Origin of the sequence: Streptomyces sp. NPDC088915 (assembly GCF_044749825.1) — a bacterium.
Lineage (GTDB): Bacteria > Actinomycetota > Actinomycetes > Streptomycetales > Streptomycetaceae > Streptomyces.
On record NZ_JBIVIR010000002.1, the window covers coordinates 205,746 to 218,995 of the forward strand.

14 protein-coding genes are annotated in these 13,250 nt (G+C 72.1%); 8 read left to right on the plus strand and 6 right to left on the minus strand.

Annotated elements, in window-relative coordinates; translation table 11 throughout:
* The first annotated feature begins 117 nt into the window (after positions 1-117).
* Together ACIP5O_RS04570 and ACIP5O_RS04575 are read left to right on the plus strand one after the other, a co-directional pair.
* Positions 118-1,752, plus strand: a complete 1,635-nt coding sequence (locus tag ACIP5O_RS04570) for a beta-N-acetylhexosaminidase (protein WP_401288528.1) — start codon at positions 118-120, stop codon at positions 1,750-1,752.
* Between the two features lie 132 nt (positions 1,753-1,884).
* Positions 1,885-2,508 carry a LysE family translocator gene (locus ACIP5O_RS04575; protein WP_401288530.1) on the plus strand — a complete coding sequence of 208 codons (624 nt, stop codon included), beginning with the start codon at positions 1,885-1,887 and terminating at the stop codon, positions 2,506-2,508.
* 40 nt (positions 2,509-2,548) lie between these two features.
* Here the strand turns inward: ACIP5O_RS04575 and ACIP5O_RS04580 are convergent, their stop codons facing one another.
* Both ACIP5O_RS04580 and ACIP5O_RS04585 read right to left on the minus strand, forming a co-directional pair.
* Complete coding sequence (locus ACIP5O_RS04580) at positions 2,549-2,758, minus strand: DUF397 domain-containing protein (protein WP_401288532.1); 210 nt, start codon at positions 2,756-2,758, stop codon at positions 2,549-2,551.
* The gene (locus ACIP5O_RS04585; protein ID WP_401288535.1) at positions 2,755-3,594 is read right to left on the minus strand and encodes a Scr1 family TA system antitoxin-like transcriptional regulator; all 840 of its coding nucleotides are present in this window, start codon (positions 3,592-3,594) and stop codon (positions 2,755-2,757) included. The genes ACIP5O_RS04580 and ACIP5O_RS04585 overlap by 4 nt, the downstream gene beginning before the upstream one ends.
* A 100-nt stretch (positions 3,595-3,694) precedes the next feature.
* Here ACIP5O_RS04585 and ACIP5O_RS04590 point away from each other — a divergent pair, with 100 nt between their 5' ends.
* The 4 genes from ACIP5O_RS04590 to ACIP5O_RS04605 all read left to right on the plus strand — a co-directional run bounded on the left by ACIP5O_RS04590 (position 3,695) and on the right by ACIP5O_RS04605 (position 5,911).
* Complete coding sequence (locus tag ACIP5O_RS04590) at positions 3,695-4,132, plus strand: hypothetical protein (RefSeq protein ID WP_401288537.1); 438 nt, start codon at positions 3,695-3,697, stop codon at positions 4,130-4,132.
* A gap of 180 nt (positions 4,133-4,312) precedes the next feature.
* Complete coding sequence (locus ACIP5O_RS04595) at positions 4,313-4,546, plus strand: DUF397 domain-containing protein (protein WP_381407264.1); 234 nt, start codon at positions 4,313-4,315, stop codon at positions 4,544-4,546.
* 77 nt (positions 4,547-4,623) lie between these two features.
* Complete coding sequence (locus ACIP5O_RS04600) at positions 4,624-5,517, plus strand: JmjC domain-containing protein (protein ID WP_401288540.1); 894 nt, start codon at positions 4,624-4,626, stop codon at positions 5,515-5,517.
* Entirely contained in the window at positions 5,504-5,911 is a 408-nt protein-coding gene (locus tag ACIP5O_RS04605; protein WP_401288542.1) for a hypothetical protein, read from the plus strand. Before ACIP5O_RS04600 ends, ACIP5O_RS04605 begins: the two co-directional genes overlap by 14 nt.
* Before the next feature lie 77 nt (positions 5,912-5,988).
* Here the strand turns inward: ACIP5O_RS04605 and ACIP5O_RS04610 are convergent, their stop codons facing one another.
* Genes ACIP5O_RS04610 through ACIP5O_RS04625 form a run of 4 tightly spaced genes read right to left on the minus strand, consistent with a single transcriptional unit; the run spans position 5,989 to position 11,643 of the window.
* A complete protein-coding gene (locus tag ACIP5O_RS04610) occupies positions 5,989-7,149 on the minus strand; it encodes an acyl-CoA dehydrogenase family protein (RefSeq protein ID WP_401288545.1) in 1,161 nt (386 codons plus the stop codon).
* Positions 7,150-7,157: 8 nt separating this feature from the next.
* Positions 7,158-8,075, minus strand: coding sequence for a hydroxymethylglutaryl-CoA lyase (locus tag ACIP5O_RS04615; RefSeq protein ID WP_401289327.1), 918 nt, complete (start codon positions 8,073-8,075; stop codon positions 7,158-7,160).
* Between the two features lie 14 nt (positions 8,076-8,089).
* Positions 8,090-10,021, minus strand: coding sequence for a biotin carboxylase N-terminal domain-containing protein (locus ACIP5O_RS04620; protein ID WP_401288548.1), 1,932 nt, complete (start codon positions 10,019-10,021; stop codon positions 8,090-8,092).
* 14 nt (positions 10,022-10,035) lie between these two features.
* Positions 10,036-11,643, minus strand: coding sequence for a carboxyl transferase domain-containing protein (locus ACIP5O_RS04625; protein ID WP_356540912.1), 1,608 nt, complete (start codon positions 11,641-11,643; stop codon positions 10,036-10,038).
* Between the two features lie 135 nt (positions 11,644-11,778).
* On the opposite strand from ACIP5O_RS04625, the gene ACIP5O_RS04630 reads away from it, so the two are divergent.
* Together ACIP5O_RS04630 and ACIP5O_RS04635 are read left to right on the plus strand one after the other, a co-directional pair.
* The gene (locus ACIP5O_RS04630) at positions 11,779-12,378 is read left to right on the plus strand and encodes a TetR/AcrR family transcriptional regulator (RefSeq protein WP_356540914.1); all 600 of its coding nucleotides are present in this window, start codon (positions 11,779-11,781) and stop codon (positions 12,376-12,378) included.
* Between the two features lie 90 nt (positions 12,379-12,468).
* Positions 12,469-13,248, plus strand: coding sequence for a phosphatase (locus tag ACIP5O_RS04635; RefSeq protein WP_401288552.1), 780 nt, complete (start codon positions 12,469-12,471; stop codon positions 13,246-13,248).
* The last annotated feature ends 2 nt before the right edge of the window (positions 13,249-13,250 follow it).

The window sequence follows — 13,250 nt, forward strand, 5'->3', positions numbered from 1 at the left end:
CCCGTCGACTCGGACGATTGGCCTAGACCTTGACCGTCCGGAACCCGACGGTACGGGAGGAGCCGGTGCGGATATAGACAGATCAGACGCGTCGATCACCCGAAGGGGAGCCCGCCTGTGAGACAGCGCCTAAGGATTCCGCGCCTGATCGGATCCCTGCTCCTGGTCACGGCCGCCGGTGTCGGATGCGGCGAGGCCGCCGCCGACACCGGCGGCAGGGCGGCGGGCCACCGGGCCGCCGCCGAGCCGGAGGTCCGCCCGCTCGGCCGCATCGTCCCCGTGCCCGCCTCCGTCACCCCCGGGGGCGAGCCCTACGCCCTCACCGCCACCACCCGCATCGGGGTGGACACCCGCTCCCGCGCGACCAAGGAGCTCGGCGCCTACCTCGCCGAGCTGCTCCGGCCCGCCACCGGCTTCCCGCTGCCCGTCGTCGACGAGCAGGCGGCCCTCGGCGGCATCCGGCTCCGCCTCGGCGCCGGCGACACCGCCCTCGGCGACGAGGGATACCGGCTCCGCTCCGGACCGGACGGCATCACCCTGACGGCCCACCGGCCCGCCGGCCTCTTCCGCGGCGTCCAGACCCTGCGCCAGCAGCTGCCCTCCGCCGTCGAGCGCAGAAGCGTCCAGCAGGGCCCCTGGAAGGTCGCGGGCGGCACGATCACCGACACCCCGCGCTACGCCCACCGGGGCGCCATGCTCGACGTCGCCCGCCACTTCTTCACCGTCGACGAGGTGAAGCGGTACATCGACCAGCTCGCCCTCTACAAGGTGAACGTCCTCCACCTGCACCTCTCCGACGACCAGGGCTGGCGCATCGCCGTCGACTCCTGGCCCCGCCTCGCCACGTACGGCGGCTCCACCGAGGTCGGCGGCGGCCCCGGCGGCTTCTACACCAAGGAGGAGTACCAGGAGATCGTCCGGTACGCCGCCTCCCGCTACCAGGAGGTGATCCCGGAGATCGACGTGCCGGGCCACACCAACGCGGCCCTCGCCTCCTACCCCGAACTCAACTGCGACGGCGTCGCCCCGCCCCTCTACACCGGCACCAAGGTCGGCTTCAGCTCCCTGTGCGTGCCCAAGCAGGTCACGTACGACTTCGTCGACGACGTGATCCGCGAGATCGCCGCCCTCACCCCCGGCCGCTACCTCCACATCGGCGGCGACGAGGCCCACTCCACCAGCCACGCCGACTACGTGGCCTTCATGGACAAGGTCCAGCCGGTCGTCGCGAAGTACGGCAAGAAGGTCATCGGCTGGCACCAGCTCACCGGCACCACCCCCGCGCCCGGCGCCCTCGTCCAGTACTGGGGCCTCGACCGCACCCCCGCCGAGGAGAAGGAGCGGGTCGCCGAGGCCGCGCGGAACGGCACCGGCCTGATCCTCTCGCCCGCCGACCGCACCTACCTCGACATGAAGTACACGAAGGAGACCAGGCTCGGCCTCTCCTGGGCCGGATACGTCGAGGTCCGCAGGTCGTACGACTGGGACCCGGCGGCCTACCTCCCCGGCGCGCCCGCGAGCGCCGTCAAGGGCGTCGAGGCCCCCCTGTGGACCGAGACCCTCGCCACCACCGGCGACCTCGACGTCATGGCCTTCCCCCGCCTGCCGGGCGTGGCCGAACTGGGCTGGTCCCCGGCCGCCACCCACGACTGGGACGCGTACAAGATCCGCCTCGCCGAACAGGCCCCGCGCTTCGAGGCCCTCGGCATCGACTGGTACCGCTCGCCGGAGGTGCCCTGGTCGGCGCCGTAGCAGCCCGCCGAAGGGGAACGCCCGGCCGGACAGGATTCCGGCCGGGCGTTCTTCGTGTGCGCGGAACCCGAATCGCCCGGACGGAAACGGGGAGACGGACGGCGACCACGACGAGGCCGGAGGCGCTGGACGATGGTGGATTTATCGGTACTGCCGGGCTACATCGCGGTGATCCTGCTCTTCCTCGGCCCACCCGGGCCCGACATGGCCTACATGCTCGCGGTGGGCCTGGAGGGCGGCCGCCGGTCCGCCCTGAAGGCGATCCTGGGCATCGGGACGGGCATGTGCGTCTACGCCGCCGCCGTCGTCGCCGGACTGGGGGAGATCGCCCGCTCCCACCCGTCGCTGCTCGACGCGGTGAGGATCCTGGGCGCGGCGTACCTGCTGTGGCTCGCGTACACGACCCTGCGCAGCGCCCGCCGCGCGATCGGCGGGCACGGTGACGTCGGGACGGGCCGGTGGTACCTGCGCGGGCTGCTGATCAGCCTGACGAACCCGAAGATCATCCTCTTCTACCTCGCGGTCCTCCCGCAGTTCCTGGGGGACGCGGAGGACCCCGGGGTGCAGATGGCCCTCCTCGGCGCGATCAACGTCCTGATGGAGGTGGTCCTCTACGGCGGCATCGGAATGCTGGCGGGCTCCTTCCGCACCCGGCTCACCGGCTCGTCGAAGGCGACGGCCGTACTGAACTACGGGGCGTGCGCGGTGTACGTGGTGCTGGCGGCGACGATCTCCGTCGAGGTCCTCCTGGGGTGAGGGCCCTCCTCTTCGGCTTCGCCGCCGCACGGACGGTCCCTCAGCGGGCGCCGAACCCGCCGTCCCGGACGCAGGCCACGAAGGCGGCGAAGGCGGGGGCGGGGAGGTCGAGGACGGGACCGGCGGGCTGCTTGGAGTCCCGGACGGGGACGGTGCCGTGGGAGGGGGCGAGGTTGGTGGCGACCTCGATGCACGCGCCGCCGTTGTTGCTATACGAGGACGTGAACCAGCGAGGGGTTTTGGTCGTCACGAGGTGCCCTTTCGTACTTCTTGAATCAAGGCCACCGAATCTGCCGGTGAGAGCGATGCAGCCTGAAGTTGATGGTAGGCCGTCAACAGAGGCACCACGGAGGTCGTCTGCCGGTCGAAGTGCCCCTGTGCCTGCGACTCGGTGTAACCCGCCACAGCCCGGTCGGCGAGGGTGAGGAGGTAGACCGGCAGGTCGAACGTGCGGCGCTCTCCTATGGCGTACGGGGCGATTTGAAGCAGGACGTTAGGGCGGTCCGTGAACTCGACGAGCCGCTCCAGTTGGGCGGCCATCACCTCGGCACCGCCGATGGGACGGTGGATGCAGCTCTCGTCCATCACCACGAAGACCATGGGCGGCTGCTCCCGTTCCAGTGTCGCCTGGCGTGCCTCCAGGAACGCGACCCGCTCGTCGGCCTGCTCCGGGGTAATGGCTCCGCGCTTCACGGCGCTGTTCGCCAGCACACGCGCGTACTCCGGGGTCTGCAGCAGGCCCGGGACGATCCCGATCTCGAAGAGCCGGATCTCCACGGCCCGGCTCTCGTACCCCACGTACTCCGGGAAGCCTTCCAACAGGACACCGTGCCGCATGTCCCGCCACTCGCGCTCGAACGACTCTTTGCTTCCGGTGAGGCCGAAGACCTGATCGGCTCTCCGCGAGAACGGCAGGGTTGGCGATTTGCGACCAGTTTCGAGCGCGGAGATGTGCTGACTGGAACAGCCCATCGGTTCGGCCAAGTCCTCCTGGGTCCAGCTTCGTTCCTCTCGCATCCTGCGTAGATGCGCCCCGTAAGCCGCCTGAGGGCTGGCTTCCGGACGTAACTCTTTGCGGTTGACCATGACTTGTCCTTCGCGCCGGATTAGTTGAAGGGAAGCCGACTGTAGTTCACGCTGGGCACCCCTGGTAGTGGATTCGCTACAGAGAGGAGCGGCTGTGCCCGTGTGCGACAACCCCTCGTCCCTCCCCGCCGCCGGCGTCTTCGTCGCCGACACCGGCGGGAAGACGGTCCGGCTCGGTCAGGTCTCCCGTACGCAGAGCGGGAGCGTGTACGTGCGGCCTCCGGGCGGCGGGGCCGAGTGGGCCGCCTCGCCCGGGGATCTGCGGGCGCCGACCGAGGAGGAGTGGACGCGCATCCGCGTCCTCACCACCCCCGTGCTCGTCCTCTCCGCCGACCACGGGCTCCGGCCCCGTCCCGAACCGGTCGCCGACTGCACGCCGTGCGCGCACCTGGCCCGGTGGTTCGACCGGTACATGAGCAGGGGCCCGCAGCACGACGAATCGGCCGCCGTGGACTGCGTGGTGGAGATCCGCAACCACCCGCACGACCCGCCGAAGATGACCCTGAAGAGGGACGCCCCGCCGGAAGAGCGGCGCTGACCTGCGTAAACGGGCCCGGTTGAGGTTCTCCGCCCTCCCGGGTGAACCCCCACGACTCCGCTCCCTCGTTCCAGAGGCGGCGGTCGCGTCCCGCCCCCGGTGATGTCCGGCAAGACCGTCCGGGGGCGGGACCCAGTCCCCATCGAAGACATCGAAGACAGAGACAGGAGACCCACGGTAATGAGTGATCTGTACGAGCGGGAGGTGTCCGGCGACTTCGCCGCGCTCTGCGGCGGCGGAACGGACAACGACGGGAACATGGAGAGCTGCATCACGCTCGCCGAACTGCACGGCGGCGGATACGCGCTCGGTGACAGCAAGCCCGAGGGAGCCGGCCGGGAGCTGCGGATGAGCGCGGAGGAGATCACCGCGTTCGCCCGTGGCTGGATCGCCAGGGCCGACGCGAACGCCTGACCCGGAGCGGGGCCCGTGCCGCTTGCGGGGGCCCCGCTCGTCCTCTCCCCCTTCCGCACATCCGTAAGGAGTCAGCCATGCCGCTGGCCGATCTCGTGGACGACGTCCCGGGAATCCTGACGAAGTGGCCCACCGGGCCGACGCTCTTCCACCGCGACCCCGCCGATCTGGCCCGTCTGTGGTCCCTCGCCGAATGCGACGCCCTGGTGGACGCCGAGTGCCTCCCCGCCCGCAACGTCGTCCTCCTCAAGGACGGGAAGGTCCTGGAGCGGCACGCCTACATCGACGGCGACATGCCCCGGCCCGGTGCCGTCCGCGCGCACCTGGACGGCGGGGGCACGGTCTCCGTCCGGCAACTCCATACCGTCAAACCGTCCCTGAGCGTCCTGCGCCGCGAGATCCAGGACGAGACCGGCTGCCTGGTGCACGTGAACGCGTACCTCACCCCGCCGGGCGCGCAGGGACTCAAGTACCACTACGACCCGTACGTCACGCTGATCGTCCAGCTCTCCGGGCGGAAGGCGTGGCCGCTGCACCCGCCGTTCGTGGAGAACCCGACCACGGAGCACGGGAACTTCCTGGAACGGGGCTTCACTCCTGAGGAGCGGCTCCATCTCGCCCGTACGGCTCCCGTCCAGTCGTTCGCCCTGGAGCCCGGTGACGTCTTCTGGCTGCCGCGCGGCTACGTCCACTCCCCGTACACCGTGGGCGGGGAGCCCTCGCTGCACCTGACGTTCGCGCTCAAGGAGCGCACGTTCCACTGGCTGGCGTCCGAGATGACGCGCGAGGTCCTGTCCCAGGCCCTGGTGGACCCCGCGCTGCGGGCGGAGATTCCACCGGTCTCCCTGCTGGCCGCACCGGACGCGGCCATCCGGTGGACCCGCGAGTACCTGATCGGGGCGCTCCTGCTCCTGGAGTCCGGGCGCGTGGCCGAGGTCGCGCGGAAGGCCGCCGCCCGTGTCGCGGGATGACGGGGGGCCCGTATCGCGGCACTGGCACGCGTACGCGTACACCGGCCGGTCCTACCCGGACTCGGCGATCAGGCGCGGCGAAGTACCGTCCGACCACCCGCCGATCGAGATCAAGGACTGGCTGCGGCGGTCCGCCGCCCAGGTGGTGGCCACGTACGCCGACGTGGAGGAGGCCGTCTCCTGGATCGAGGGGGAACTGACCCAGAACCCTCCCGTGGACCAGGAGCACTTCCCGGTCTGGGACCGGCTCCAGCGCGTCCGGGAGACGCTGAGGCTGACGGCCGGGAACGACGTGGTGCTCGGCTACTACTCGAAGGCGCAGCAGTACGTGTCGCGCGCGCTCATCGCCTGCCCGCGCGCGGAGGGCGACTCCTGCCCCTACGGGATCGCCTGAGACGTGCAAGGGAGAAAGGCCCGGGGGTCCGGAGGACGAGCGTCCTCCGGACCCCCGGGCCGTACGGGTGCGGGCGGTCAGCCCGTCAGGCCCAGCTCCCGCGCGATCAGCATCCGCTGGACCTCGCTCGTGCCCTCGCCGATCTCCAGGATCTTGGAGTCGCGCCACATGCGGGCCACCGGGTACTCGTTCATGAAGCCGTAGCCGCCGTGGATCTGGGTGGCCTCGCGGGCGTTGTCCACGGCCACCGTGGAGGAGTACAGCTTGGCGATGGCCGCCTCCTTCTTGAAGGGCTCGCCCAGGACCAGGCGGGAGGCGGCGTCGCGCCAGCCGATGCGGGCCATGTGGGCGCGGGTCTCCATGTCGGCGATCTTGAACTGGATGGCCTGGTTGTCGCCGATGGGGCGGCCGAAGGCGTGACGTTCCTTCGCGTACTTCACGGACTCGTCCACACAGCCCTGGGCCAGGCCGGTCGCGAGGGCCGCGATGGCGACGCGGCCCTCGTCCAGGATGCGGAGGAACTGGGCGTAGCCGCGGCCCTCCTCGCCGAGGAGGTTCTCCACCGGCACCCGCACGTCGGTGAAGGAGAGTTCGCGGGTGTCCGAGGCGTTCCAGCCGACCTTCGAGTACGGGGCCGCGACCGTGAAGCCCGGGGTGCCGGAGGGGACGATGATCGAGGAGATCAGCGGGCGGCCGTCCGGCTTGCGGCCGGTGACCGCCGTGACCGTCACCAGGCCCGTGATGTCCGTACCGGAGTTGGTGATGAAGCACTTCGAGCCGTTGATCACCCACTCGTCGCCGTCCCGGACGGCGGTGGTGCGCGTGCCGCCGGCGTCACTGCCCGCGCCGGGCTCGGTCAGGCCGAACGCGCCCAGGATCTCGCCCGCGCACAGCCGCGGCAGCCACTCGCGCTTCTGCTCCTCGGTGCCGAAGAGGTGGAGGGGCATGGCGCCGAGCGAGACGCCGGCCTCCAGGGTGATGGCCACCGAGGAGTCGACCCGGGCCAGCTCCTCCAGGGCGATCCCGAGGGCCAGGTAGTCGCCGCCCATGCCGCCGTACTCCTCGGGGAACGGCAGCCCGAACAGGCCCATGCGGCCCATCTCGCGGACGATCTCGTACGGGAACTCGTGCCGCTCGTAGTAGTCCCCGATCTTGGGGGCCACCACGTCGTGCGCGAACTCCTCCACCGTGCGGCGGAGTTCCTGGTGCTCGGCGGAGAGCCGGTGGTCGAGGGACATGGGTTCCTTCACTCCTTGTGGGAGAGGGCGCGGACGGTACGGGACGGGCTGGGCCGGCCCAGTTGTTCGGCCATCCACACGCTCGTGGCGGTGAGGGCGGCCAGATCGACCCCGGTCTCGATGCCGAGGCCGTCGAGCATCCACACGAGGTCCTCGGTGGCGAGGTTGCCGGTCGCGCTCTTCGCGTACGGGCAGCCGCCGAGGCCGCCCGCGGAGGCGTCGACCGTGGTCACCCCGTGCCGCAGCGCGGCCAGGGTGTTGGACAGGGCCTGTCCGTAGGTGTCGTGGAAGTGCACGGCGAGGCGGGAGGTGGGGATCCCGGCCTCGTTCAGGCCGGTGAGCAGGGCCTCCACGTGCCCCGGGGTCGCCACGCCGATGGTGTCGCCGAGGCTCAGCTCGTCGCAGCCCATGTCGGCGAGGGCCTTGGTGACCCGGACGACCTGCTCGACCGGGACCGGGCCCTCCCAGGGGTCCCCGAAGCACATCGACAGGTAGCCGCGGACCTTCAGACCGGCCTCTATGGCCCGGACGACGGTCGGCGCGAAGAGGGCGAGGGCCTCGTCCACGGTCCGGTTGAGGTTGGCCTTGGCGAAGGACTCGGTGGCCGAGGCGAAGACGGCGATCTCGCGGGCGCCGAGCGCGAGGGCCCGGTCGAGCCCGCGCTCGTTCGGGACGAGGACCGGCAGACGCACCGGAAGGTCGCGGACCAGCGGGAACAGGTCCTCGGCGTCGGCCAGTTGGGGCACCCACTCGGGGTGCACGAAGCTGGTCGCCTCGACGGTGCCGAGCCCGGCGGCGGCGAGGCGGCGGACGAACTCCGCCTTCACCTCCGTCGGGACGGCCGTCTTCTCGTTCTGGAGGCCGTCCCGGGCCCCCACCTCGTGGATCCGGACCCGGGCGGGGAGCCCGGTGCCGGGGACGGTCATCGGCAGTCCGGTGGTCACGCTTCCTCCCCGGAGGTCTCGTGCGGGGTGACGACGGCCAGGACCTGGTCCATCGCGACGGTGGTGCCGGGCGTGACGTCCAGCTCGGTGACGGTGCCGGCGTGCGGGGCGGAGATGACGTGCTCCATCTTCATCGCCTCGACGACGAGCAGGCTCTGCCCGGCCTCGACCTCGTCCCCGACGGCCACCTTCACCACGGTCACGGTGCCGGGCATCGGCGCGGCCAGCGTGTCGGCCCCGCCGTGCCGGGCGCCGCCGAGCGCGGCCTCGACCGGGTCGTGGTCGAGCACGTGCCAGGAGTCGCCGTCCCGGCCCAGCCAGGCGCCGGCCCGGTGGAAGCGGTGGGTGACCCCGTCCACGACGACCGTCACCGAGGCGTCCGTGACCCGGGCACCGGGCGGCGCCTCCACCGTCACGGGTTCGAGTCCCGCTACGCGTAGGGGGAAGGCGAGCGGGGCCGGAGCGCCGCCCAGGCGCCAGCCGTTCGGCACCGAGAAGGGGTCCGTCCAGCCGTCCCGGGGCGCCGGGGCCAGCTCCGCGAGCCGTACGGCCGCCGCCGCCGCGTACACCTCGGCGGGGACGTCCTTGGGGACGAGCCCCTCCGCCTCGCGCTCCACCAGGCCGGTGTCCAGATCTCCGGAGACCACGTCCGGGTGGGCCAGCAGCCTCCGCAGGAAGCCCGCGTTCGTCGGGACGCCCAGGGTGACCGTGTCCGCGAGGGCCGCGCGCAGCCGGCGCAGGGCCGTGGGGCGGTCCGGGGCGTGCACGATGACCTTCGACAGCATCGGGTCGTAGAGGCTCCCGACCTCCGTGCCCTCGCTCAGGCCCGAGTCCGTCCGCGCGCCGCCGCCCTGCGGCTCGTGGAGCGCCAGGACCGTGCCGCCCGAGGGCAGGAAGCCCCGGGACGGGTCTTCGGCGCAGATCCGGGCCTCGATCGCCCAGCCGTCGAGCCGGACGTCCTCCTGCGCGAAGGGCAGCGGCTCGCCGGCGGCGACCCGGAGCTGCCACTCCACCAGGTCGACGCCGGTGATCAGCTCCGTCACCGGGTGCTCGACCTGGAGCCGGGTGTTCATCTCCATGAAGCAGTACGAGGCGGGGTCGCCGCCCGGGACGATGAACTCGACCGTGCCCGCGCCCACGTAGCCGCAGGACCGCGCCGCCTCCACCGCCGCCGCGCCCATCGCCGCCCGGAGCTCCGGGGTCAGCAGGACGCTCGGCGCCTCCTCCACGATCTTCTGGTGGCGCCGCTGGAGCGAGCACTCGCGCTCCCCGAGGTGCACCACGTTCCCGTGGGTGTCGGCGAGGACCTGGATCTCGATGTGCCGGGGCCCGTCGATCCACCGCTCCACGAGCAGCGTGTCGTCGCCGAAGGAGGCGCGGGCCTCGCGCCGGGCCGCCGCGATCTCCTCGTCCAGGACCGCCAGGTCCCGCACGAGCCGCATGCCCTTGCCGCCGCCGCCCGCGCTGGGCTTGAGCAGCACGGGCGCGCCCAGCTCGCGGGCGGCCTCGGCCAGTTCGGGGTCGGCGGCGCCGGGGACGACGGGCACGCCCGCCGCCTTCACGGTCTCCTTCGCCCGGATCTTGTCGCCCATCAGGGCGATCGCCTCGGCGGACGGCCCGATGAAGACGAGCCCCGCCTCCGCGCAGGCCCGCGCGAAGCCGGCGTTCTCGGCGAGGAAGCCGTAGCCGGGGTGGACGGCCTGCGCGCCGGTGCGGCGGGCCGCGTCCAGCAGCGCGGGCACGGACAGGTACGACTCGGCGGCCGGCGGCGGACCGATCCGCACCGCCGTGTCCGCCTCCCGCACGTGCCGGGCGTCGGCGTCCGCGTCGCTGTGGACGGCCACCGAGCGCACGCCGAGCTCGCGCAGGGTGCGGATGACGCGGACCGCGATCTCGCCCCGGTTGGCCACAAGAACGGTGTCGAACATGCTCCGAGAACCCCTCACATCCGGAAGACGCCGAACTGGGGGTCACCCAGCGGCGCGTTGGCACAGGCGGTCAGGGCGAGGCCGAGGACCTGCCGGGTCTCCAGGGGGTCGATGACCCCGTCGTCCCAGAGCCGCGCGGTCGCGTAGTAGGCGCTGCCCTGGGTCTCGTACTGCTCGCGGATCGGGGCCTTGAAGGCCTCTTCCTCCTCCGCGCTCCAGCCGTCGCCGAGCTGGTCGCGCTTGACGGTCGCGAGGACCGAGGCGGCCTGCTCGCCGCCCATGACGGAGATCTTGGCGTTGGGCCACATCCACAGGAAGCGGGGGGAGTACGCCCGGCCGCACATCGAGTAGTTGCCCGCGCCGTACGAGCCGCCGACGACCACGGTCAGCTTCGGGACCCGGGTGGTGGCCACGGCCGTGACCATCTTGGCGCCGTGCTTGGCGATGCCGCCGTGCTCGTACGCCTTGCCGACCATGAAGCCGGTGATGTTCTGGAGGAACACCAGCGGGATGCCGCGCTGGTCGCACAGCTCGATGAAGTGCGCGCCCTTCTGGGCGGACTCGGCGAACAGGATGCCGTTGTTGGCGACGATCCCGACCGGGTGCCCGTGGATGCGGGCGAAGCCGGTGACGAGGGTCTGCCCGTACTCGGCCTTGAACTCCTGGAAGCGGGAGCCGTCCACGACCCGGGCGACGACCTCGCGCACGTCGTACGGGGTGCGCGCGTCGACGGGCACGGCCCCGTAAAGCCCGTACGGGTCGACCTTCGGCTCCTCGGCGGGCTCGACCGACCAGGGGAGCGGGCCGCGCTCGGGGAGGGTGGCGACGATGTTCCGCACGATCCGCAGGGCGTGGGCGTCGTCCTCGGCGAGGTGGTCGGTGACGCCGGAGATCCGGGAGTGGACCTCGCCGCCGCCCAGCTCCTCGGCCGTGACGACCTCGCCGGTCGCGGCCTTCACCAGGGGCGGGCCGCCGAGGAAGATCGTGCCCTGGTTCCGCACGATCACGGCCTCGTCGCTCATCGCGGGGACGTACGCGCCGCCGGCCGTGCAGGAGCCGAGGACGGCCGCGATCTGCGGGATTCCCGCGCCGGACATCCGGGCCTGGTTGTAGAAGATGCGGCCGAAGTGCTCCCGGTCGGGGAAGACCTCGTCCTGCATCGGCAGGAAGGCGCCGCCGGAGTCGACCAGGTAGAGGCAGGGGAGACGGTTCTCCAGGGCCACCTCCTGGGCCCGCAGGTGCTTCTTCACGGTCATCGGGTAGTACGTGCCGCCCTTGACGGTGGCGTCGTTCGCGACGATCACGCACTCGCGGCCCGAGACCCGCCCGATGCCCGCGATGACGCCGGCGGCCGGGGCCTGGTCGCCGTACATGCCGTTCGCCGCGAGCGGGGCCAGCTCCAGGAAGGGCGAGCCCGGGTCGAGGAGCGTGTCCACGCGGTCCCGGGGGAGCAGCTTGCCGCGCGCGGTGTGCCGCGCCCGGGACTTCTCGCCCCCGCCCAGCGCGGCCGCCGCGAGCTTGGCGCGCAGGGTCGCGGCCAGCTCGTGGTGCGCGGCCTCGTTCGCCTGCCAGGCCGGCGAGGCGGGATCCGCCGCACTCGACAGCACGGGTGCCTGCTGCATCGACCGATCTCCCTTGTCCGGTTAACGAGCCGTCCGGCTAATGAGCCGTCCGGTTGACGAGCCGTCCGGTTAATGAGCGTTAACGTATGGCGCACAGGTTAACGACCGCTAACGGGGTTGTCTAGAATCGAATCCATGACCACGACCACGTCCGCCACCGGCAGGACCGACGCCCCCACGCGGCGCGAGCAGATCCTCAAGGAGGCCGCCCGCCTCTTCGCCGAGCGCGGGTTCCACGGCGTGGGCGTGGACGAGATAGGGGCGGCCGTCGGCATCAGCGGCCCCGGGCTCTACCGGCACTTCCCCGGCAAGGACGCGATGCTCGCCGAGCTGCTCGTCGGCATCAGCGAGCGGCTCCTCGACGGCGGCCGGCTGCGGGTGGGGGAGGCGGGCGGCGACCCCCGGGCCCTGCTCGGCGCCCTCATCGACGGGCACATCGACTTCGCCCTCGACGACCGGCCCCTGATCACCCTCCACGACCGGGAGCTGGACCGGCTCAGGGACGAGGACCGCAAGCGGGTGCGCAAGCTCCAGCGGCAGTACGTCGAGCTGTGGGTGACGACGGTCCGCGAGCTCTACCCGGACGCCCCCGAGAGCGAGGCCCGCACCGCCGTCCACGCGGTCTTCGGCCTGCTCAACTCCACCCCCCACCTGGCCGCCCTCGGCCGCCGCCCCATGGAGGAACTCCTGCGGCGGCTCGCCCACGGGGCCTTCGGAGCCCTCGCGACCCCGTAGGGCACCCCCTGGCGGCTCCCGTCGGTCCCGGTCGTCCGAGAGGCGGAATGCGGTCCCCGTCCCGCCCGGGGCTCGGACAGAATGAGCCCCATGCCGATACTCAGCCGCCCCGCCCTCGTCGAGCACCTCGTCCGCACCCGGATCGCGGGAGACGTCGCCACCCCGCGCGACAACAACCTCTCCCACTACCGGAGACTCGCCAACGGCGACCGGCACTACTGGCTCGGTCTGGAGCTCGGCGACCGCTGGACCGACGAGCAGGACGTGCTCGCCGTGATGGCCGAGCGGTGCGGCGTCGTCGACGACCCGGCCCACCGGACCGGCCAGGACACCATCGACCCCGAGCTGACCGTGGACGCCCTCGACCGCATGGCCGCCCGGCTGCGCAAGGCCGCCGAGGGACGGGAGCGGGTCCTCTTCGCGACCGGCCACCCCGGCGCCCTCATCGACGTCCACAGCCGGGTCGCGGCCGCGCTGCGCGCCCGGGGCTGCGACATCGTCCGCATCCCCGGCGGCCTGATCGCCGACGAGGGGTACGTCGTGCAGTTCGCCGACGTCGCCGTCTTCGAGCGGGGCGCCAGCCTCTGGCACACCCACTCCCCGGAGCCGATGAACGCGATCCTGGACGGCCTGGAGGTGCTCGGCGAGCCCGCGCCCGACCTGGTGGTCGCGGACCACGGCTGGGCCGGGCGCGCGGGCCAGCGCGGCATCGACTCCGTCGGCTACGCGGACTGCAACGACCCCGCCCTCTTCCTGGGCGAGGCCGAGGGGACCATGCAGGTCACGATCCCGCTCGACGACCACGTCCTGGACCCCCGTTACTACGAGCCGATGACGGCGTACCTGCTCGACGCGGCCGGCCTGGGCTGAGC

Coding starts and splice junctions, on each gene's coding strand:
- ACIP5O_RS04620 (WP_401288548.1), bottom strand. CDS start 10,021: ATGTTCGACACCGTTCTTGTGGCCAACCGGGGCGAGATCGCGGTCCGC.
- ACIP5O_RS04625 (WP_356540912.1), bottom strand. CDS start 11,643: ATGCAGCAGGCACCCGTGCTGTCGAGTGCGGCGGATCCCGCCTCGCCG.
- ACIP5O_RS04630 (WP_356540914.1), top strand. CDS start 11,779: ATGACCACGACCACGTCCGCCACCGGCAGGACCGACGCCCCCACGCGG.
- ACIP5O_RS04600 (WP_401288540.1), top strand. CDS start 4,624: ATGCCGCTGGCCGATCTCGTGGACGACGTCCCGGGAATCCTGACGAAG.
- ACIP5O_RS04585 (WP_401288535.1), bottom strand. CDS start 3,594: ATGGTCAACCGCAAAGAGTTACGTCCGGAAGCCAGCCCTCAGGCGGCT.
- ACIP5O_RS04610 (WP_401288545.1), bottom strand. CDS start 7,149: ATGTCCCTCGACCACCGGCTCTCCGCCGAGCACCAGGAACTCCGCCGC.
- ACIP5O_RS04575 (WP_401288530.1), top strand. CDS start 1,885: ATGGTGGATTTATCGGTACTGCCGGGCTACATCGCGGTGATCCTGCTC.
- ACIP5O_RS04595 (WP_381407264.1), top strand. CDS start 4,313: ATGAGTGATCTGTACGAGCGGGAGGTGTCCGGCGACTTCGCCGCGCTC.
- ACIP5O_RS04615 (WP_401289327.1), bottom strand. CDS start 8,075: ATGACCGTCCCCGGCACCGGGCTCCCCGCCCGGGTCCGGATCCACGAG.
- ACIP5O_RS04635 (WP_401288552.1), top strand. CDS start 12,469: ATGCCGATACTCAGCCGCCCCGCCCTCGTCGAGCACCTCGTCCGCACC.